Raw genomic sequence first — 21,114 nt, 5'->3', positions numbered from 1 at the left:
ATGAACTATATAAAAACATTTTTAGAAGCAAAATAATTTTATATGAAATATTTCAACGCATATCAATGTCAATTCAACGATATGGTATAAAATCTAAGAAAAAAGAGAAGAAAACAGCTATTAAAATTCTGAAAACCACTAAAATGACCGAAAATGTATTGTTAAAAATGGCAGTTTAATACTGGGGTATAAATACTCATTTTAAACAATTTTACATTTATTAATGAAGGTCTGTTAGGTTTACCTTAAAACAGACAAAATCTATAATTAGTGCTTATAACTAAAAATAATTATCAATAAGTAATACCAATTTGGGCTTAAATGTGCACTTTTATTATTTGGTAGATTATTGAATTATAAGGTTGATGGCTATGGGTAAGACCTCGGGGGACGTAACAATAACTGGAAGTTATTGTTTGCTAACATTTTTTCATCTAAATATATGGGCTCTATAAATTTCAAACTGTCTATGGGTAGCTTTCCCCCATTTTTCTTTAAAAGTTCAAATACATCATATTTTTCTAACCCATATTTAATTAGTATTTCTTTTACATCTCTTATTCTCTTATCTGGCAGTCTACTTGAAAAGGCTGGAAACATATCATACCCTTCATAAACTTCATTTATATTTGCAAAGACTATTAATGGTTCGAAGCCATTTTTACATCTTTATTTTATTAAATAACAATTTTATATCTCATTTAAATGTTCTGTTTCCTCTTTAGTCATAACCGTAAGTTTGGTAAGAATGAGACATTGGCATAATATTAATTTAGCACTATTGCATTCTTCATTATTTTTAATAGTATCTAAGGAGTTAAGTGCTTTACTAATTTTTGAATATATTAAATCCATAGTATCTTTCTTTTCTTTTACAAAATCTCTAAATATTTCATTATCTTCTCTCAATTTTTTTCCCCTCATTTTTATTTATTTTTTTCATCATATCGGAGCTTTTCAATTAAGTTTCTTCTATAGTTTACTGCATCAATACTTTGTTAGAAATTAATTATGTCTTTACATAATTTTTTATATCTATTCAGAATTTCTGTTTTTTTAGCTTCTAGTTTTTTACCTTCACCAATGGTCTTAAATAATCTTATTGTTCTTAAATCTTTTGACATATGTGCAACATAATAATTATTTAAATCATAATCAAAAATAATTTTTGTTGATTTAACCTTAATAAGAAATTCATTATATTTAGAATTTAAAACTTGTAAACTTATAAAAGGTAAATCGATTTTTAGTTTTTCAGAATCTAGTAATAAATCTTTCCTACTAAAACAATATTTTTCAATAATAGATTTTAACCAATCTTTAGCCACATTATCATCTTTAAACTCTACTACATATTTTTCCGAAAAATATTGTAATACAAACTTATCATCAACATGTTCCAATTGCCCTCTATAATCTTTTTTATCAGTTTTAACAAAAAAATCATTTAATAAATAACCATAGCCAATCCTTGTTGCTATCAATTTTTGCATTGGAACAACTCCTTTATATTTCGCATAATTAGTCCATTATACTTGATTTTTTCTTTAATCTTTATATAATTATAGCACAAATCCCTTCACCCACAATCGTTGGAATTTGGGAAGGTAATGATATGATTTCTGGAAAGGTCACTGAGACGGGCCCTAAGATTTCCATTAGACATCCTCAATGGAATTCTAAAAAACCCCATCAGGATATTCCTATTATGGTTTTTACCCTTAACCAATGGAACTTACTTCAGCAAGAAAAATTTCATATAGGCGCCGCTCCAATTGGGCCAAGTGAACTTGGTAGAAATAACTCTTATGTTTTTGCGCTACCAGCACGTTACAACTTCGCATACCCCATTGGGTATCAAGAAGTGGAGGAAATATTGAAAACTCATCCTCTTAAAGTAGTTCCGATAGTTCAAAGCACCAACACAAAAACAGTTATGCTTTTGAATATGATGAATCTTGCCAAGCAGGGAAAAATTATTAATTGTGACTATCCTGCCAAAACAACGAATATGGAAACAATTATAAAAGCCTGGGGAAATGCAGATAAAACTGTTTACGTATCCTCTGCTAAAGGCAGCTATGAAACTTATAATAAGCGCAATACCGTCTTTGGTATCAACAAGGGAGAGCAAGTATTTGAAGTCCGATCTTTCGATACCCAGCTTAAGGTCCTATCCTTGTCTAACGTGAAAGAGGTTTTCGGAACCCCAGTGTTTGATTCTAAGACCAGTACTCAAGAAATTATAGGATATGCAGCAGGCACAGATTTTAAACTAGAAATGGTATTTAGTCGTCCTACAATCACTAATCCGAACCCTGTGATGGATCATTATAATGTTCTTTATCCGAGGGGAACTATTAATTCTATGGCAGGTGACCCTGGAAGACAATGGTGAATTTCTACCTATAATAATTTTATAAGAGTGGCAAGTTAAAAATAGGGTAAAGCTAATAAATTATAAAATACACATACTTGGTGCACCTGTTTAGTAATCCCCCTTACTATTTTTCTAACTTATAACTTGAATACGCGTTTAATAATTCTCCTTCGACATAAACCACCAGATAGCAGGTTACATACAGAGATTCCGCATATAGCTTCCATTTAAATTCTAAAATTACCCTTTAGGTATATTTAAAGGGTAATTTTACTTTTGGTGGATAAATTACCATATATTTTTTAGTTCTTAGATTGAAAAAGTGTATAATTCCCCCTTCCCCCAAAATGAATATTATTAAATTGTAAAATATTTTGTTAGTAAGTAAGTTTATTATTCTTAAGTTTTAGGTGGAAATATACTAAACAAAATATGTTACGTATAACTTATTCCGTATCTAAAAAATCTCTTTCTACAAAATTATATTTGATTAAAAATCTTAGTATTATTAACTCAGATAATATTTCTTCTACAAACCACTTTATTGTAGTTTTACCTTTTGAGAATTGATGCTTAAAGATTTTTAACCTTCTAAATAAAAATGCTTGCATTAGATTATATGCTATGACATTAAAGTTAAAATCGCTTCTATAGCTACTGGATCATGCTTAAAACAATGCTCCATATTGCAATAACATTTAAGTTGATGGAAGCATGAATTTTCAATATTCCATCTCATATGAACAATTTTTAAAACTGTTTTAGGGTTCATGTTTTTATTGGTTGTGCCTACAAAAACTTCTCTAAAAGAATAATTTTCTTCTCCCTTTACAGTAGATTCAATAACTTCTATAAATTTGTAGATTCTTATATCAGTATATTTTTCAGGATCATTGCTAAGTACGGTTGAATCCTCTATTCGTGTGTCTTTAAACCAATAAGATACAGTTGTTTTCACATTATCAACTTTATGTACAAAACTATCATTGCAGGTATAATATTGAGCATAATGAGCTATTTCCCTATGAACTCCCCTTTTTTTATCATCTAATCTTATAACAGCATGTTTTGATGTGTGCAACACTGCTTTAATAAATGGTGCATTAAAATACAAAGAATCACCAACAATAGTATCTATCCAGGATGGAAGTTCTTTTATCAATTTCATAGCACCTGTGTGTTCGCCTTCAGATTTAGTTACAATGTGTTTTTTATAAGTTGTTTTATCCAACTTTATTTTTTCAGTTTTAACTTTCAGCATGTTTTGTTTGATAATATAATTTATTTCACCGCCTATAACCATTGCTACAACTGATTTGTGAACATAATGATAACCAGTTTTACTTTTCATCAATACACAATTATTACATTTTCTTTTTTCACCTGTATTTATAATATCAGTTCCATCAAAGGCGCACACAGTGTAGCCATCTATAGTTCCTTTATTAAAAGTTTTATTCTTTGCTAATATAGAATTTATATTTTGAAAGCTTCTTTCCAATGCTTTTAAGTCCCATTTTGTTAAAGTGCGAGCAATTGTATCTATGCTTGGTAATTTAATTTTTTTAGGAAATAAGGGGTTGAAAACACCATAATTAATCATTTGTTCTAATCTATTAAAACTTTCTACTCTAAGTACAAATCCCCAAAATAGAATTGTAAAAAGTATACCTGTATTTATTTCTTGCCTTTTCCTTAAATCCTTTTGACTCTTGACAATATCATAAAAATGAAATACTCTTTTAATGTACTTTAAAAATTTCTTAGATTTCTTGAATTCACCTTCTAATAAGTTTTTCTTTTGTTGGAATTTGAATTTAGAAATAATAACATCTCCTTTTTTTTGGTGTCCAAACTATATTATAAGGGGATGTTATTTTTTCGTCCATTTTTCATAAAATATGTTAGATTAATTTCCAATTATAAACAGACTTTGCTTTAAAACATTAAAGCCACTGAAAGCATTGATTTACAAAACTTTCAGTGGCTTTTTTATTTGTATGTGCGGAATCTCTGGGTTACATAGAGAGGAATTTATTCCTGAGCTTGCTAATTACTATTTTGCACAAGTCACAGTCACCCTTGTGCGATGTAGCTTGCTACTTAAGTATTAATGTAGCTTACACCCACTTTTGAAAGAATAGCTTTAGTTAATTCTTCAATAATCTCACTTCTTTTACTATCAAAAATCTTATTATCATTTGTGTTGTCAATAAACCCAATCTCAACTAGCACCGCTGGGGCCTTGGTTTCTCTTAACACATGAAAGTTAGCTGCCTTTACTCCTCTGTCTACAAAACTCATTGCTACAAGTGAAGTTTGAATCCTTTTTGCTAATCCTTTAGACTTTGCACCTGAATTTAAGTAAGTGTAAGTTTCAACCCCTTTAGCTTTTTCAGGCAGATGCGCATTCCTGTGAAAAGACATAAAAAAATCGTATTTGCTTCTATTTTCAAATTTACTTCTATCTCTAAGGCTTATCGTCGCATCACTAGTTCTTGTTTCATCTACAGTAATCCCATGCCTTCTAATATCCCAAGCTATACCTCTACCTAAACTTAAAACATCATTAGATTCTTTTCTTCCTTTGTATAAGGCCCCACTATCTTCTCCACCATGTCCATAATCAAAACATAACCTAACCATTATTTTCTTCCCCCTTTTTTTAATGTTTAATCATAAAAATAGTGCCCTCACAGGCACTACTTCCCTAAGCTAATTCAACAGTACTAGTATCTGTAGTAACTACCTTGGCGTCTTTCTTACCAATTAAACTACCACTGGTTGATGCAAAAATATTTTTTGCAATGACTAACTCCATAAGAGCATTTGCCTCGGCATCTGTTACAGTTGGAACTCCGTCACCATCAGCTTTGATGTCATCTACAGTTAAAGTAAAATATTTACCTTCTGTAGCTGTTAAAAATCTCATAACCAATTTATGCATATCACTTTTCCTCCTTTAAATTATTTGGATAACAACTCTAAGTTCTCTATTTCACTTCTGAGCTAAAACCTACTCAATAACTAAGCTGTACTGATCTTCTCTGTCTAGGCCAAACAAAGGATACGTTTTGATGTTAGAGATTGCTTGTCCTATAGCAAAAATGTCTTCATCTGATGCAGCAACTTTTAGATTACTTAATCTTTTTGTTGCATATTTGTCTTTGCCTTTGATGTCAACGCCTACCTTCATGGTAAGTTTTAGCGCACTGGCCACCTTTGTTGATACTACTGCCATGTTGATCACTCCTTTCACTCATTTTGTTTTCATTAAATATATATGCCGCTAAAAAGTTTTGTGCGGAATTTTAAAAAAATAAATCTACATTAAGGACCGGAGTAATTATCTGACCCAATACAAAATAAGGACCAATAACTGCTTAAGTTATTGATGCTCATTTTAAATTTCAAATAACCATTTTACTATTTTTCCCAAGTCACAGTTACCCTACATTAACGACCTAAGTTTTTCTAGTGCTTTTCTCTTCATTCTCGCAAACTGATGGTACCCTTTATTCATATCACAGGCTATTTCTCCTAGTGGCTGCTCCAAAACATAATATCTCTCTAAAATATCACGCTCTTCTGGATCAAGTTTATCAAGAGCAACATATAATTTTTCAACTTCATCATAGGCTATAACTTCATCCTCTAAGGTGAATTCATAATTTCCTGCAGTGTCTATTTCTAACATATCATTGTTTGGCACTTCTCTAAAGTGTTTAATTTGACCTTTTAAAAGAGCTTTAAAATTCATTCTTATAGAATTTATGCAGTAACCATTAAAGCTATTGCTACCTAGTTTATACATAGCTATAGCTTTTATGACAGATAAATAGCCATGCTGGATTAGATCTTGTACATCAAAACCCGGAATGTGATATCTGCTGGCCTCCTTGTATATGAGGTAATTAAATTTTTCTATAATTTCTTCTGTAGCCCTTTCTTCCTTACCTTTTGCCCTCTCAACTAATTTTTCCATGATATACACCGCCTTTTGTGTTTATTGTGGGTATTTATAAAAACTTGTTAACATGACTTATAGTATTTAGAATTACTCAGTAAATTAATATTGCTTTTCAGGTGCTTTAGTCTAAATCTTCAGCATCCAAATGTCCCAATAGCTTTTTTTCTAATTTCTCATAATCATAATTTCTTTGTTCAAAATCACAAAACCCTCCTTTTTTAACATTTTGACTTACACTGTTAATCTTTTTATTAGACCATTTTTTTTGATAAGCTTTTACGCCCTCAGTAGTTTTTATGCCCTGACTAATCCAGCTATTAATTATTTTAGAAATATATTGCGTAGTTTTAGCATTATAAACAACCGCCTCTTCTATTGCCATAAGAATAACATCGTTAGTTACATGCTTTGCAAACTCTAATATTTTTTCGTATTCCAGTGGACTAATAGCATGTATGTTTTGTTCGAAAATTCTAATTAAATCTTTGAAGCTCACATCCTCAGTAGCAGTAGCTGAATTATTCTTTACAAATGTTTCATTTTTATTTTTTACTTCTTCTTCTTCTTTTTTATTTATTACTTCTTGCTTATTACTTATTACTTCTTCTTTATTACTTCCTAGCACCTGGCAAGCCCCTTGTAAGTGGATACTAAGTGGCTTGTTAATTTGAACTTCACTTATTTCTTGAATTTTTTCGGCTTCTACATCATGATGTATAGTATCTGGCTTTACTTTTTCTGTTTTTCCAAAAATTTCTTCGCAGACTTTATCAAAAGCCAACATTTCTTCCGGAGTTTTCTCCAAAGTAAATTCTCTAGAAGGCTTGTCCACTTTTCTAGTAGAAGATTTTAAAGTAGCCCTATCCACCATAGAAGAACTATTGAAAATACCTCCTATAATATGATTCTCAAAAATTTTTTCTACATCTAATCCAGCTCCCTGACACTTATCAAATAATATTTTAACAAATTCACTATTCTTAACTTTTAGCAATTCATTTTGAACACATTTAATTACATTTTGGCTGTTAGGTAAATTGTATTTTACCCAATTTATAATCATTAGCTCTTTTGTATCATCGCAATAGAGGATCTTTTTATAATCACAAAATCTTTTAATTAACTTTTCTACAGTTTCTCTGTTATAACCACAATCTGTCTCAATAGTTCGTTTAGAAATCTCATAAACACCACACTGTGTGGTTCTATTATTTGTCATAAGATACAAATAAAAATATTTTTCTTCTGGTGTAAGTTCTAGCACAAAGCTGTCACTCCAAAATTCAGTATGAAGTTGTCTATATTTAGCCATTATTTTCTCTCCCCCAAACATTAATTGTAAAACCAACATCTATTTGATATCATTGTTGTAACTTATCTATAGCTATCTACTTTCAGCAATGAATTCAGTCTATTTATTTCACTGCACTAAACACATTCGTTATCTATAGTTAACGGTGTAGGCAAAAAAATATATTTTCTATAATCTAACTGATTATCTGTACACCATTTCATTAGCCCATTAAAGAACTTAAGCCCTGGAGTGTTATTCTTAACCATAACTCGATACACATGTGCAACATCTACACCAATAGCTTTAGAAAGCTTTGTATAACTACTTCCAAAACACTCTTCTAATAAATGTTGTAATTCAGATTTCTTTAAATCCATCAAAATCTCTCCTTCCTTTAAATAATTACATTGTTTACATTTTATTACATTGTCTACAATTAATATATCACGTCTTTTGAATGTACACAACACATTTTTTAATTTATTTATGTTTTTATTTTTTTTATTGACTACAAACAATAACAAATGATATAATTCATATCAAGAGGTGATTAAATGACTGACCATAGCAAGTTTAATACAGTGACATTTGCTCTATTATTAGAAAAAGCAAAAGGTGATCGTTCAATTACTCAGTACGCAAATAAAATTGATGTAAGTGCAGCCCATATATCAAGGCTACTTAGAAAACTAGTAAAATCTCCGCCCGCACCTGATACAATAAATAAGTTTGCTAGTGATGCCTACAATGGAGTAACCTATAGCGAATTAATGTTAGCTGCAGGACATATAAATGATGAGTCAGAACAAATCACTACAAATGATGAGAGAATACAAACCACTGAAAACAAGAAGAAAATTTTTCAAGCTATTATCTCTGATCTATATACCCGTGATATTGAATTTAGTTTGAATAAAACAATCAATGCACCTGCAGATTTAATGCTTGAAATAAGTAATTGGGAGTATTCTAAATGGGATATTAAAATTGTGTCTTATGTTAACCCCACAACAATATATAACATCTACGGAAAAATAGCTTGTATGGAAGTAGCGTCAGATGTAAAAGTGTCTATAGCCGTCGGTAATATAAACGAATTTGACCTTTTCGTAAATAACACCCCTAAATCTCTAAGAATCAATCTTTATGTAATGCTATTAGATTTAAACCATGAGAAAATAATAAAAGAAGAAAAGCTATGCCAGTATTAACTGGTATATCTTTCTCCTTTACTATTAATAATCTATTAGTTTATCTTAGTTTTCCTATCGTAGTATTTCAAAATTTATATTACCCACTCATAAGACACTATATTTTCGGTTTTTAAAATGCTTAAGATTGAATCATGCCAATTATCTAAAATAACCACATCTTCAATATCTGTAACTGATATTTCTTGGTTGCTTTTATTATTACATATTATTTTATGAAGCTCCGCATCGTAATTCCCTTGTTTATCTTTAGTAATTTTTGATAAATATGCATTATCAAAAGACGCAATGAACTTATTTACCATTGTGTTTTTATCAAATTTATATAGCTGCATTACACTGTGCTCCTCTGTTTGTTCCAATTTATGAACTAAATTATTATGAGTAATAACAATTTGTTCCTTTAAACTTTCTATAAAAGCTCCATAATCATTCTGTGTATATTCAACATAGGAACTTGCTTTATCAATTTTTGTTATTACTAATATACTTTGTTTTGGCGCCGCTAGAATACAGTTTTTTAATTCTTTGACAAATTTATCATCCACTAATTCTTCAGCAGTACCAGCAGGTATAAGAAATATTTTATTTCCCACTTCTAAGTCAGTATTTATACCTTGATACCCTATTTTTTCATGACCCATTAAATCTCTAAATATAACTCCACTTTTAAACTTTTCAGGCACATTTTTTTTCGCTTTTTCATCACATTTTAGCACTAGTATTGCCTGTTCAAAAAGTAACCTATAAGATACTATTTCATGAAACTCTTCCTTTTGTTCCTTGTATTTATTAAAAGTCTTTGTAGGTATAATAGTTTTTTCTAGAATATTTTCCTCTTCCAGTGAAATTTCATGACGATAGCCATAAAAGTTCTCTATCTTTAGTTCCGAGCATATTATATCATCAAGAAGTTTAATGAGCTCATTGTTTATAACGTTATCACTTATATATTCTTCAATTTTATCCTCATTGGTATAATTTAACTGCACATCTTTTGCGATTTTCTGAAATCGTTCAAGTAACTTAGTAGTTCTAAACAAATTATATACACCCTGAAATAACTCATTATTAACTTTAATTTTGCTGTTATAATTTTTCTTGATTCCTGCTTTATTAACCTCATCAGCGATATCCTTTTTAATATCAAAAATATATCCTGAATCTATATTTAAAGCCACTAAAACTAAGTCTCTAACTATAACATTCTTGTCTCTTGCTTTTAGAAAAAGTCTGTTTTTAGTATTTTCAAGAATTGCTATGTCTGTTTGAATTATAGTACTATTGCCTGAAGATGTTATAGTTTTACTTAATACTCTTTTACCTTCTTCATCTACAAATTGCTGGCAGAAAGTAGTCTTACCCGCCCCAGTATTCCCAACTAAATCAATAATAGTTGGATCTTCAGATTTAAATACTATTTTATAGAAATCTATAATATCACTGCTTTGACTAGAATTACATAAGTTTTCATATTCCAATATATTTCCCCCTATTTAAATCATTTTTACATAGAATACAGCAGCCAAACATCTTCATATTATTCCATTTATTGTAATTATATTCTAAATGAATTAATATTTCCACTTATTTCGAAATAAAATGAAACTTATGTATGTATTTTATTTTAATGGTTTTTAAAATACCCTGTTTTCCAGGTTTACAGCTAAATGAGCGCCAATAGCTACTACACAGCCACTGGTGCTCATACTAAAACCCAACTAAATTATTCACTAACTTGCCTTTCATTTTTTCTGTCCTTACATTTAAATAATATCATTCACCAAAGGTAAAAATTTGCCTTCTAAAATAAAAATATAAATTTAATTTATCTTAAAACAATTTTTTTAATAGCTAATACTGGTTTTAATAAATTTGAGAACTAACTTTGTTAATGGTAATCTAAAAAGGAGAATAATTACCTGTTAAGTACAATACTAACCCCTTATCTGATACAATTAAAATATATTTTACAGAGGAGGAAGTTAAAATTGGTAGAATGGAATATGTTTAGTGAAATAAAACAGTTAATAAAACATATGTATGTATTTTGTTTTAATAGTTTTTAAAACGCCCATTTTTCGAGGTTTACAGCTAAATAAGCACCAATAGCTACTATTAGCCATCGATACTTATTTTTAATAATTTATATCTTCTCAAAGAAAAGCGCTCTATCTCTGAAGTATTTTAACAATAGCCTAACTTTTAATAGATCTTGTTTTCTTAATTAAAATCATAAGTCTATTTTATATTATCATTATTGAGTAAAGCTGCCCCATTTTTGTCCTTAATCAATTATTCTAAAGTTATATACTTTGCATAGTCATATGAAATTAATGATCCAACTCTATTCTCCTTCCAACCTCTTTCTTCATGAGAATAGTCAGATATTTGTTTACAGTTAAAAAGCTTAAATCTGTCGCTAATCTTTTTAGCCATATCCATTTCATCTTGTTCAAGAAATACGTCACAACTGTCAGTTTCAGAAAGGATATACTCGCCATTAGTATCTTCATCTTCAACTATAGAAATAACACCTTGTTTCTCAAGAAGTCCTAATAATAAATTTCTATTTTCAATTACAGGCCCTCTTGGCAAACATGCGTATTGCATACCCGTTATTGAGGTTGTCTTTTCTTTAAAAAATACATTATCTGTATACCATAATAGTTTCATGAGTTTAGTTTTAAAAAGTTTTGTTTCATTAAGTGCAAAATAAATGACTAAGCTTTTAAACTTTTCATAGTCGAAGTATTTAAACCCACTAAAAATATCATTTCTACTTTTAATACTCTCTACCACATTATGTTCTAACTCAGTTACTGCATTTTCCGATAAAAGCAAAGCTATCTTTTCTCTTAATTGTTTCTCTTTTGAGCAAGATAAAACGCCTAAATTATTGTTTAATATATTTAACATATTCTCTGGATTCTTTAAAAGTATGAGAATATTATTGTGAGCTTTGTCTTGAATAGCGCCCATTTCATATCTATTCATAGTGACTTCTCCCCACTTTAACAACTTAGAAAAAGCTCTTTGACTTAAGCCGTAAGTTTCTCTAATGTTTTTAATTTCATCGGAAGTTAATAAGCCATGATTTTTTCTATATTTTTCAAATGCTCTTTCTATATTTGATTCATCTAGTTCCTTATCAAATAATTCTTCACCACAACATACACAAGTGCTTATCTCTGATTGTATTTCAATTTCTTCATCTCTAACCATATACACTTCATATTTTCTAACTATATCTACAGCTTTGTAATCATCACATATATGACAAAATAGCTCTTTCTTCAAAATAAACACCTTCCTTTTATTTATATAAATATCTAATTGAAAAATCTGCTTTGTGGAATCCCATTATACAAAGTAATTTTCCCCTACTGGTGTCCTTAATCTTTAATTTAATGTATATTTGATATTTTTCCTCATCTTCTCCAAACTCCCAGATAAACCCTGCAAACTTAGGATTATCATCTTGTTCTGGTCCGTTGAAATAATTCTTATATGTTATTTTTAATAACATATCTAATGCAATCCTTAAATTTATTCCAAGATTAGTTAAATTGTTTTTGGGTCTCGGAATAAAATCATAGTTTCCAGCTGCTACAAGTGCCTTGACTACCATAAGAAAATCATTTATTTCATCTATTGTTGATTTAACCGCCATCATGCTATTTCCTTTTATTAATCAATATACTATATGATAAGTATAGAGTATAGTATAACCAAATACAACAAAATGCTATCATGTGATAGCATTTTGTTGAAAAATATTTTTTCAATCTTTTAATGAAAAAGAGGAGAACTGCAACACAAGTCGTAGTTTTCCTTATTTTGCTTTCAAAATTTTTTTATTTAAATATATAGGCTCTATAAATTCAAAACTGTCTATAGGTAGTTTCCCCGCTGATACTCATTTTAAATTTCAGTTAATCAATTTACTATTTATCCCAAGTCACAGTTACCCTAGTAGATTCAGATGCAAAGAGCAACCCATTTGTTACAGATTTAGTATAAATAATTTGTTGGCTTAATGACACAAGGCACCACAATAAATGTGAGGCTATTTTAATCACTTTATCAAATAAATTCAGTGTTTTAATTATAAATAACTTTTGCTATGGCGCTCATTGTTATTAATATCTTCAACTATTGAAAATTCACTATTTACCATACTGAAAATAGCATACCCCTATAACCTGTAAATTTTCTACATCTGGCATATCTGATTCTGAATTTGGCATAAATGTGTATCCTTCATCGGTTAGAAATATATAGTTATCCATACTATTCTCCTTGTCTTTAAATAATTAATCCGATTTTATCATAAAAGTATATATGGATCAACTACTGATTTTAAAAGCTAGTATTTATTCTTATATTTCTATGTAGCTATTAATAAACAATCTTTAACAATAAGTACCTCCACAAACGTAGTAAATGTCTGTAAGTTAGCTCCTATGATATGTTTTCTCCGTTTCTTTTTCCACTACTCCTGCCATTAATGCTCACTATAAATTCCACTTACTGTTTTTTCCAAGTCACAGTTACCCTAGTGGGATGCATGCAGCCCACTTTAATAAGTCGCAGTTATCCTTAGTTCACTTTCAACATTTTTCATCTAGATATATGGGCTCTATAAATTTCAAACTGTCTATAGGTAGTTTCCCCCCAATTGCTGTGATGTCTATCACTATTACCTATTAGTTCGACTTTTAATATCATATAACTCATTTTCCCTTGCAACCATCAATTCCAACACAATTGTAACCTTTCTGTATTCCAGTTAAATTATTGAAAATCATTAAGCACTCCCTCTTTCTTACAATAATCCCAAATCACTCAAAATATTTCACTTATATAATTCAACATGAAGTTACTACTATTCTTCATAATTTGCAGATTAAAACTACCCCAAAATGAGCATCAATAGCTACTACTGCAGCCACTGGTGCTCACTCTAAATTCCTACTAATTAATTTACTATTTTTCACAAGTCACAGTTACCCTAATGGTACAAAGTTTCTTTTAACATTTGCTTTTTATTGAAAATGGAGCGAGTAACTCTTCAACTGAACTAACCTTTTTAAAAGGGGCAAATTCTCCATAAACCCTAGCTACACTTTCAAGTTTTACGCTTCCTATCATTCCTAGTTGAAAATCACATTTTCTATGTGCTTTCATTACTTTAATTGCTTCTTTCCCATCTATTTCTATAACTCTTGTTTCCCCACGTCCACGTTTTCTTGCATATAATAGCATTGTCATATTCGCTCACCTCCTTTAAATTAATTAACATTATTAATGATTTCATAATAATAATCTATAAATGAATCTAATCCCTCAGGACCTAATGGAATAGTATCCACCCAGTTACGCAGCTTTAGAGAATATTCTAAAGCACTTTTATCAGCATCTTGTTTATAAATAACCTCATGAGTATATCTTTGCAAAAACCAATCTTTTCTAGTCCAAAACTGTAGTTCAATTGGATAGCATTTCGCAAAATTTCTAAAATATAAATGTATTCCTTTATACCCATCTATCTTTGATTGCTTATAAAAATCAACCATATCAATTTTATAATTAAATTCTTCCGCTAAACTATAAAATTTTTCTACTTCGCATTCAAGCTCAGATACTGTGAGATTAGTAATTACCCTTATCCCCCAAACATCATTACATACTTCAAATAATCGTCTTCCTGCATCAATATTTCTATGCCATTTAAAGTTTAATGATTCTTCTGACTTATATCTATCAATTGCTTCATTTCCATGTGAAAGATTTTTTGAAATATAACTGTTATATTCTTCTATAAAATCAAGTACATGCTCATGATAATCTAGCACATCTGTATATACATTATCAAAATCAAACTGATTTATAGATCTTTTTAAAGATGGAAACTTATTGTCAGCCTCAAAATTCTGTGTTATATTCTGAAATATTTTTAATAATCCACGCCCATCATCATAAAATATTTTACCCACTATGATAAACTCTCCTCATATATATTTATATACTTTTACTAAAAATTATAAAATAAATATTACTATCTTATTATAGTATATCACGATTTTGTATATTGATAACATATATTTATATTTCTTTTAGGATGAACCACATAAATACTAGAAATTAAAATTATAGTTTCAATGCTGCTCATTAAATTCCTATTTTACCTCATTAAGTTATAAAACGCTTTTTTTTTATTTTTTCTATTACAAATCCTATAACCTGTAAATTTTCTACATCTTACATATCTGATTCCGAATTAGGTTGGTATGTGCATCCTTCATCTGTTAGACATATATAATTATCCATACTATTCTCCTTGTCTTTAAATAATTTATCCGTTCTTATCATAAAAGTATATATAACTCAACTATTGATTTTAAAACTAGTATTTATTCTTATATTTCTATGTTATGCCTACCTCACCTTCAAACTTCCTCTTTGACTGAGCTAAAGCTATAAATTTAAGTAGAGCGTTTATCTTTATAAAACACAAATACACATATAATAAACTAAGTTCCTTAATTGATAGTGAAAATATATTGCTATTAATACTAAGGCCCTTTTCTAGCATTAATCATCACTTTCAGTGATGCAATACTTATATACTTCTCTATATCCACTTGCCATATTAAAAACTAATGATATCCTTCTTTATAATCAATTTTACTAGGCAGTACTTCTATAACTATTTTCATATTAATGTGTCCATTTACCTTCACATAAAGGTCTGAATAACCTGTATCCCCTCTGAAATTAATTATGCCACTTAAAATATTTCCACCTCTACCTGTTGAAGATACTTTATTACTTATATTAGGGTTATCATGCTAAAACTCAATGGCGGTTTTATTCTCCCTTTCAATTATTATTTTATAATTAGTATGTTCCTTAAAGCAAAGGTACTAATTAATGCCATTCGTAACTTCTTTACCTTCTATAATAATAGTATGTGATTTCATTTGCTTGTACATTGTAATTTTCTGGACCCCGGAGGTGTTAGATGGTGACAAAGTCACACTCTTGCTCCTGGTTCTACAACAAAACAAGTGTTAATAGTTACTACTCCAGCCACTGATGTTCACTCTAAATTTCTATTAATCGATTTACTGTTTTCCCAAGTCACAGTTACCCTAGTGGTAGTGGTATAAATTTTCACATGAGATATGCTTGATGCAACATGTGGATATTTTATTTAGGACTAAACTAACAAAAGTGGCATATCAAATATGATATAACCACTTAATATTTTTTACATTCCTAAAAGGTGTTTTTTCATTTCTTCATATTCCTGTTGATTTATTGCCCCCATATCAAGAAGTTGTTTAAACTTTAACAGTTCATCTGCAATAATTGATGTATTAACTTGTTGAACAGTTGCAGCAACTTGTTGAACAGTTGCAGCATTTTCACGTTGTTGTGAATCCACCAATACTTTGTTAATTTCATCTACTTCATTTCTGATGAATGCACACAACTGTCCTGCCTCTTTCTTAATCTCGATTCTTTGACTAAAGAAGAATACTACATCTTCCTCCGAGTTATGTTCATATTTACTATTTTGCAACTTGATAAATCCATATTCTTCTTCACCAACTGGTTCTATAAACTTTACAATATCATAGTTGGTATATTTAATAACACGCTCCCCAGTTTGTACATTAAGTATAATCCGATTTCCTCTATTATTCCCTTGACTTTCTCCACCACTTCGCTGATTATCAACAGCATTTCTAACAATATTCTTTCCCACGTTTGTAATTTGCCTTTTTAATATCCCACCACCAGGCACAATACCTCCAACTACACCACCTATAATATTAACAGCCATTGGGTTATTAATTATATCCTTAAGCATATTAGAAGACGCACTGCTCCTCTTTTTCCATTTTTAATCAATCTTAGGTACACTTTTTCTGCCTCCTTATAAACGAAGCCAGCTGTAGTATCAATTATGCAATATGTTTCGCATACAGTTAATATTTGTCCCTTATTCCCATTAAAAACCTTGACTAAGCCTTCAATTTTTTTACTTTCAAAGAACGCTGATATTCCTTCCATTACTTCTGGTCGAAAGTTATTTTTATTTGCTAAATTAAGCACCTTTTGCTTCTGATTTTCTACTTCATAATTTGTTGTATACTTTTTAGTTTTCCAAGCTGGAGAAAGTATTTTCATTGAACAAATTTTACATAACGAAACATTTCCATATTTTTAAGGAAAAAAGCTATTTTTTAAACACACACTACATACTTCCATAATTGTCTCCTTTGTTGTTATATTTTTCATTTGAAAGTCTCCTAAAAAGGACTTGTTAATTACGCGAATCTATCTGCTCTCCCATCATCTAAGTATTTCATTTATAAAGTCAATTACATATCTACGTTTTAATATATCGTGATATTTTTGGTTATAGTAACTACGTAGGCAAGTATAGCATGATGAATCTTTTTCTTTTCCACCACAGTCACATTGATTCATCAAATTTAAACTTTCACGCAACACGCCCTCTAGCACTTTTTCATTGTTAAGTCGTCTTACATGACCTGCTCCACCAGGTGTTTTGTCATATGGTACAAGTCCATAATTTTGACGATGTGTAACTGGATTAAAGAAGTATTGAGGACAGCCAGAGATATCATTTTGTTCAATACTTAAATAATTACAAATCCCTCTCAGTACTGCATGTAGTACTGAAAAAGCAATTTCCCACTCAACTAAATCTGGATTTAAAAATTTGAGCTGTACGACATCTGTTTCAAATCTATAACCTAATGCAAATTTTTTAAGTTTATTTGTTCCATCATTTATACACCAATCGATCAATATTCAATGTTTTGCAATCGCACATGATATAATCATACTGTTTCCAACTCATATTAGGAATTTTTCTTATATATCTACTTGTAATTAAATTACCATCAGCTTATTTTTACATACATGTAAAATAAGAAAAATAAGCACCCCAGGAGTGCTTTTGAAGGAGGAACGACTGAGATTGCTACTTTTGCTTTAAATAAATCCATTATCCCCATATTATTTATAAATCACCCTCTTAATTGTTCATAACTATTTGTTTATCGTTACAGAAAAACTACATTACATCCACATTTGCTATGCCTTGTGCAAGCTTGCTACTTACTATATTGGCCAAATATTCCTTATAGTATTTACACACCCTCAAACAACTAACAATAGAACTGTGAGATAGATCAGACTTATTTAAGCAGTCTCGCGCATAATCTTTACCTTTTGTATAATCAATATTACGTTTTTTTATCATATTTATTCTTGATACATCATCCTTAACAGATTTTTCTGCAAGCCCTCTATTTCTAAGATATACTCTAAACCCCTCTAATAGAATTTCTTCATCTTTTCTCTTTATCATAATTTTAAACATTCCTTTCATATTAGCAGTCCTTATAACTGATTTTTATGTAATGCAACCCACTTTAATCAGTAGACCTCTCATTGTTTGCAGGTACTTCATACCATTCTGAACATAATAAATAACTTTCACCATGAATCTTAATTGGAAGCGAATAATACCTCTTAGGTCTTATACCACTTTGGTTAATTTTATATCATATAGTTAGCTATAATTTCTTTTAATAATGCGTCCTTTGATTCTTCGTCAATAGAAAACATAGTTGTTCTAAAAGGAAATCCTTTATTAGCAACTCTTTTCATTTCTGATGCATTAATTGGTTTTTTAAGTTCTTTGAAATCATCCAGGTTCATATAGTATTCATCATCTATAATGCCATTCCAATTTTTCTTCTTCAATTTCCCATCAGCTTTTCCATAAGCTACAATCCCTTTTCCTGTTTGATATAGAAACACAACATCCTCTCTTTGTATTTTTTCTATTTTCTCCTTCCAACCAGTACAATATGCTGATGCTTTTTTAGCATTAATCATTTCTTTATGAGATTGTGGGTTATTTGTGAAATTTGTATTTAAAACATAACAATTGTTTTCATACTCTAATTGATTTTCAATTGGCGAATACATATTAAACTCGATGTAAAATTCATTATTTATTTCAAAAATCCAGTATATTATTCCATCAATGGATAATCCATTCTTTTTCCAATAAACAATGGACTCTATGGTCTTTTGGTCAAGTCCATTTGTAACTATCATGAAATGCTGTTTATCGTTAAAATCAGACGTTTCAATAGCTTCATCTAAATCAAAATATTTCTTATGATCATCTTTAAGATTACTGCTATGTTTTTTTTTGTAAAGTTCATCCAGCTCATCATACATACTACTTCCATAAAGTTGTCCATAGCGAAGAACTTGAAGTAAATTTTCTGAATTGGATTCCCATTTCTTAAGTTCAAAAATATATAGCTCTCCTTTTGAATCTAGTGCTAAAATATCTGGTTCTTCTTGCCTTGGCCTTTCTGTAAATATTGTCATCAAGGCATTGGTAGATATTAAATCTGCTATGTGCTTAGAAATCAAATTTTCAAGATCTTTTTCCTGCCAACCTGCTGCTTTTAATGTGGTCCGTTTAACTTTTTGGTAATTTTTTTTAGTGTTTTTGTTAAGTTGATATAACATTTAATCCTCTCCTATAATGATTATTAAAACAATAATTAATCTAAATCTATTAATACCTCTAAATCATTCTATTAACATTATTCAACAACCTTCCATGATTATCCTTCAAAATTTGTAGAAAAAAGTAAAACATTCAATCATCTTACTCTATCGTGTAACCTTAACTATACTTTATTTTTCAAAACTCTTATTGTAGGTTTACATACTAATGAATTAGTAGCATAGTCATGATTCTTAAAATCAAATCTTTCATTTAAAAAATAACACTAGTATTTCAAACTAGTGTTAAGATTGGATATCTATTTAATAGGGCCTCGTATCCACTTATAATGGATTTTCTTTATTGATCTAAATTTTTATCATTAAAAGCTTTCGCACCATTCTCAATCCAATTCTTAGCTTCATTATCATTTAAAAACACTGTGGCAGTACTTGGAACAAACATTATCATATATGTAGTTTCCATTACTAATATCATTATTAATATAGTCGTCCACAAATAAAATATGTAATTTTTATCATTTATTGTTTATTTTTGCATTAATACATACTATAATGAAATAGAGGTGATATCATGTTTAAAAAACACAAGCTAATAAAAAATACCTTACAAGGGCTTAAAGAAGATTTTGCTTGGATAGAAATTAAAAGCACTGATAAAAATGAAAATTATCTCCATACAATTAATTATATTGATGATATATATACTATTAATTTCAAAAATGCAGATTACAAAGAAGTTAAAAAAGCATTAAGATCTGCAATAAAAATCAATAATGAAGTTAAGTTAATTAAAATGAAATAAATTATTTCTATTTTATAGGATTATCATCTCATTGCGAAAACTTTCTTCTGAAAATATAATAGTAGTATGCGAGAAATGTTTTTTAAAATCATCCCATAAATATGGATCACCTCTTAACCCCCATTGCTTTGGAAGTTTTTCAAAGATTTTCTCTACGTTAGAATTCATAATTTCACCCCTATTTCAATTAATCATACTTTATTTTTATAATTTAAATAATACTTAAACACTTTTAATTTTTAATACCTGGCAAAGCTTATTATATAACCTTACCTCCTCCCCACTCTCATTTGTACTTACCCTTAAAATAGGTATGCTATATTTCCTTAGTATCTCATCCTTCATTTTATCACGCACTAATTGTACTTTATTATTAGCATGAAAAGCATACCCATCAACTTCAACCACAAGCACTGGGCTCTTATCTATCTTACTAAAAATTATAAAATCAGTATGAGTTAAAATATTCATAGCAAATTTATATTCCACTTCTGTTAACTTAGATGTATCTTTGATCAACATTTTAAGCGGTTGATGTAATACCCTATCAAGAGATCTAAACTCATTTCTACTTAAAACTTTTTCAATTACCATATTCATTAGATTTTCAGAAGCAAATTCAGAAACTTTTTTGTTCTTATTTAATACTTCTAATAACTTTTTAGAATAACTGCGATAAAGCAAATCAAATACTGAAAATGTAGTACTATTAATAATTTCAAAATTATTATATGATTAGACCACAAAAACTTGTGTTTTATCCGTTAGGATATTGGGCTATTCCAATTTTAACTTGTTTAACTTGAATATATTGTAAAATAACAGAAAAATAGCAATAAAAAATTTATTTAGGGC

Annotated in this window: 28 protein-coding genes and 1 pseudogene; 3 read left to right on the top strand and 26 right to left on the bottom strand. The window is 29.4% G+C overall.

Features of this window, described 5'->3' with window-relative positions; genetic code table 11:
- Positions 1–369 precede the first annotated feature (369 nt).
- The 3 genes from ACREVU_RS06010 to ACREVU_RS06000 form a co-directional block, all read right to left on the bottom strand.
- Positions 370–600 carry a hypothetical protein gene (locus ACREVU_RS06010; RefSeq protein ID WP_431550715.1) on the bottom strand — a complete coding sequence of 77 codons (231 nt, stop codon included), beginning with the start codon at positions 598–600 and terminating at the stop codon, positions 370–372.
- A 90-nt stretch (positions 601–690) separates the two neighbouring features.
- A complete protein-coding gene (locus ACREVU_RS06005) occupies positions 691–909 on the bottom strand; it encodes a hypothetical protein (protein ID WP_431550714.1) in 219 nt (72 codons plus the stop codon).
- Positions 910–998: 89 nt separating this feature from the next.
- Entirely contained in the window at positions 999–1,493 is a 495-nt protein-coding gene (locus ACREVU_RS06000) for a hypothetical protein (protein ID WP_431550713.1), read from the bottom strand.
- Between the two features lie 122 nt (positions 1,494–1,615).
- On the opposite strand from ACREVU_RS06000, the gene ACREVU_RS05995 reads away from it, so the two are divergent.
- On the top strand, positions 1,616–2,398 hold the full coding sequence (locus ACREVU_RS05995) for a YjgB family protein (protein WP_431550712.1): 783 nt from the start codon (positions 1,616–1,618) through the stop codon (positions 2,396–2,398).
- Positions 2,399–2,826: 428 nt separating this feature from the next.
- Here ACREVU_RS05995 and ACREVU_RS05990 read toward each other — a convergent pair whose 3' ends face one another.
- The 8 genes and pseudogenes from ACREVU_RS05990 to ACREVU_RS05955 all read right to left on the bottom strand — a co-directional run bounded on the left by ACREVU_RS05990 (position 2,827) and on the right by ACREVU_RS05955 (position 8,021).
- Positions 2,827–2,991: a hypothetical protein gene (locus ACREVU_RS05990; protein ID WP_431550711.1), complete on the bottom strand. Its 165-nt coding sequence runs from the start codon at positions 2,989–2,991 to the stop codon at positions 2,827–2,829.
- Between the two features lie 11 nt (positions 2,992–3,002).
- Positions 3,003–3,983: a transposase gene (locus ACREVU_RS05985; protein ID WP_431550710.1), complete on the bottom strand. Its 981-nt coding sequence runs from the start codon at positions 3,981–3,983 to the stop codon at positions 3,003–3,005.
- 512 nt (positions 3,984–4,495) lie between these two features.
- Positions 4,496–5,026: pseudogene (locus ACREVU_RS05980) on the bottom strand (N-acetylmuramoyl-L-alanine amidase); the annotation flags it as partial.
- Positions 5,027–5,090: 64 nt separating this feature from the next.
- Positions 5,091–5,327 carry a DUF2922 domain-containing protein gene (locus tag ACREVU_RS05975; protein ID WP_431550709.1) on the bottom strand — a complete coding sequence of 79 codons (237 nt, stop codon included), beginning with the start codon at positions 5,325–5,327 and terminating at the stop codon, positions 5,091–5,093.
- Positions 5,328–5,396: 69 nt separating this feature from the next.
- Positions 5,397–5,621, bottom strand: a complete 225-nt coding sequence (locus tag ACREVU_RS05970) for a DUF1659 domain-containing protein (RefSeq protein WP_431550708.1) — start codon at positions 5,619–5,621, stop codon at positions 5,397–5,399.
- 210 nt (positions 5,622–5,831) lie between these two features.
- Positions 5,832–6,365: a sigma-70 family RNA polymerase sigma factor gene (locus tag ACREVU_RS05965; RefSeq protein WP_431550707.1), complete on the bottom strand. Its 534-nt coding sequence runs from the start codon at positions 6,363–6,365 to the stop codon at positions 5,832–5,834.
- 106 nt (positions 6,366–6,471) lie between these two features.
- Entirely contained in the window at positions 6,472–7,662 is a 1,191-nt protein-coding gene (locus ACREVU_RS05960; RefSeq protein ID WP_431550706.1) for a DnaD domain-containing protein, read from the bottom strand.
- A 116-nt stretch (positions 7,663–7,778) separates the two neighbouring features.
- The gene (locus ACREVU_RS05955; protein WP_431550705.1) at positions 7,779–8,021 is read right to left on the bottom strand and encodes a hypothetical protein; all 243 of its coding nucleotides are present in this window, start codon (positions 8,019–8,021) and stop codon (positions 7,779–7,781) included.
- Between the two features lie 177 nt (positions 8,022–8,198).
- Here ACREVU_RS05955 and ACREVU_RS05950 point away from each other — a divergent pair, with 177 nt between their 5' ends.
- The gene (locus ACREVU_RS05950) at positions 8,199–8,855 is read left to right on the top strand and encodes a hypothetical protein (protein WP_431550704.1); all 657 of its coding nucleotides are present in this window, start codon (positions 8,199–8,201) and stop codon (positions 8,853–8,855) included.
- A gap of 74 nt (positions 8,856–8,929) precedes the next feature.
- On the opposite strand, the gene ACREVU_RS05945 is transcribed toward ACREVU_RS05950, so the two are convergent.
- The 13 genes from ACREVU_RS05945 to ACREVU_RS05885 form a co-directional block, all read right to left on the bottom strand.
- Complete coding sequence (locus ACREVU_RS05945) at positions 8,930–10,336, bottom strand: P-loop NTPase family protein (protein ID WP_431550703.1); 1,407 nt, start codon at positions 10,334–10,336, stop codon at positions 8,930–8,932.
- An 814-nt stretch (positions 10,337–11,150) separates the two neighbouring features.
- Entirely contained in the window at positions 11,151–12,155 is a 1,005-nt protein-coding gene (locus tag ACREVU_RS05940; RefSeq protein WP_431550702.1) for a type II TA system antitoxin MqsA family protein, read from the bottom strand.
- 16 nt (positions 12,156–12,171) lie between these two features.
- The gene (locus ACREVU_RS05935) at positions 12,172–12,531 is read right to left on the bottom strand and encodes a hypothetical protein (RefSeq protein WP_431550701.1); all 360 of its coding nucleotides are present in this window, start codon (positions 12,529–12,531) and stop codon (positions 12,172–12,174) included.
- 493 nt (positions 12,532–13,024) lie between these two features.
- Positions 13,025–13,147, bottom strand: a complete 123-nt coding sequence (locus tag ACREVU_RS05930; RefSeq protein ID WP_431550700.1) for a hypothetical protein — start codon at positions 13,145–13,147, stop codon at positions 13,025–13,027.
- 742 nt (positions 13,148–13,889) lie between these two features.
- Positions 13,890–14,129: a hypothetical protein gene (locus ACREVU_RS05925; protein ID WP_431550699.1), complete on the bottom strand. Its 240-nt coding sequence runs from the start codon at positions 14,127–14,129 to the stop codon at positions 13,890–13,892.
- 20 nt (positions 14,130–14,149) lie between these two features.
- Positions 14,150–14,854 (bottom strand): RelA/SpoT-related domain-containing protein, encoded by a 705-nt coding sequence (locus tag ACREVU_RS05920; RefSeq protein ID WP_431550698.1) that lies wholly within the window; start codon positions 14,852–14,854, stop codon positions 14,150–14,152.
- A gap of 663 nt (positions 14,855–15,517) precedes the next feature.
- Positions 15,518–15,640, bottom strand: a complete 123-nt coding sequence (locus ACREVU_RS05915; protein WP_431550716.1) for a DUF2357 domain-containing protein — start codon at positions 15,638–15,640, stop codon at positions 15,518–15,520.
- Between the two features lie 491 nt (positions 15,641–16,131).
- Positions 16,132–16,737 carry an SHOCT domain-containing protein gene (locus ACREVU_RS05910; RefSeq protein WP_431550697.1) on the bottom strand — a complete coding sequence of 202 codons (606 nt, stop codon included), beginning with the start codon at positions 16,735–16,737 and terminating at the stop codon, positions 16,132–16,134.
- Entirely contained in the window at positions 16,722–17,057 is a 336-nt protein-coding gene (locus ACREVU_RS05905; RefSeq protein ID WP_431550696.1) for a hypothetical protein, read from the bottom strand. Before ACREVU_RS05905 ends, ACREVU_RS05910 begins: the two co-directional genes overlap by 16 nt.
- Positions 17,058–17,222: 165 nt before the next feature.
- The gene (locus ACREVU_RS05900; protein ID WP_431550695.1) at positions 17,223–17,705 is read right to left on the bottom strand and encodes an MrfA Zn-binding domain-containing protein; all 483 of its coding nucleotides are present in this window, start codon (positions 17,703–17,705) and stop codon (positions 17,223–17,225) included.
- A 268-nt stretch (positions 17,706–17,973) separates the two neighbouring features.
- On the bottom strand, positions 17,974–18,291 hold the full coding sequence (locus tag ACREVU_RS05895; protein ID WP_431550694.1) for a hypothetical protein: 318 nt from the start codon (positions 18,289–18,291) through the stop codon (positions 17,974–17,976).
- Between the two features lie 170 nt (positions 18,292–18,461).
- On the bottom strand, positions 18,462–19,454 hold the full coding sequence (locus ACREVU_RS05890; protein ID WP_431550693.1) for a hypothetical protein: 993 nt from the start codon (positions 19,452–19,454) through the stop codon (positions 18,462–18,464).
- Between the two features lie 340 nt (positions 19,455–19,794).
- Complete coding sequence (locus tag ACREVU_RS05885; RefSeq protein ID WP_431550692.1) at positions 19,795–19,920, bottom strand: hypothetical protein; 126 nt, start codon at positions 19,918–19,920, stop codon at positions 19,795–19,797.
- Positions 19,921–20,028: 108 nt separating this feature from the next.
- Here ACREVU_RS05885 and ACREVU_RS05880 point away from each other — a divergent pair, with 108 nt between their 5' ends.
- Entirely contained in the window at positions 20,029–20,259 is a 231-nt protein-coding gene (locus tag ACREVU_RS05880) for a hypothetical protein (RefSeq protein WP_431550691.1), read from the top strand.
- A gap of 12 nt (positions 20,260–20,271) precedes the next feature.
- On the opposite strand, the gene ACREVU_RS05875 is transcribed toward ACREVU_RS05880, so the two are convergent.
- Positions 20,272–20,427 (bottom strand): hypothetical protein, encoded by a 156-nt coding sequence (locus ACREVU_RS05875; protein WP_431550690.1) that lies wholly within the window; start codon positions 20,425–20,427, stop codon positions 20,272–20,274.
- A 54-nt stretch (positions 20,428–20,481) separates the two neighbouring features.
- Entirely contained in the window at positions 20,482–20,943 is a 462-nt protein-coding gene (locus ACREVU_RS05870) for a DUF2726 domain-containing protein (RefSeq protein ID WP_431550689.1), read from the bottom strand.
- Positions 20,944–21,114: the final 171 nt, after the last annotated feature.

It is taken from the genome of Clostridium sp., from assembly GCF_050717535.1.
In the GTDB taxonomy this organism is placed as follows: Bacteria; Bacillota; Clostridia; order Clostridiales; family Clostridiaceae; genus Clostridium_AD.
This window is presented reverse-complemented; position numbering and strand designations above follow the sequence as displayed.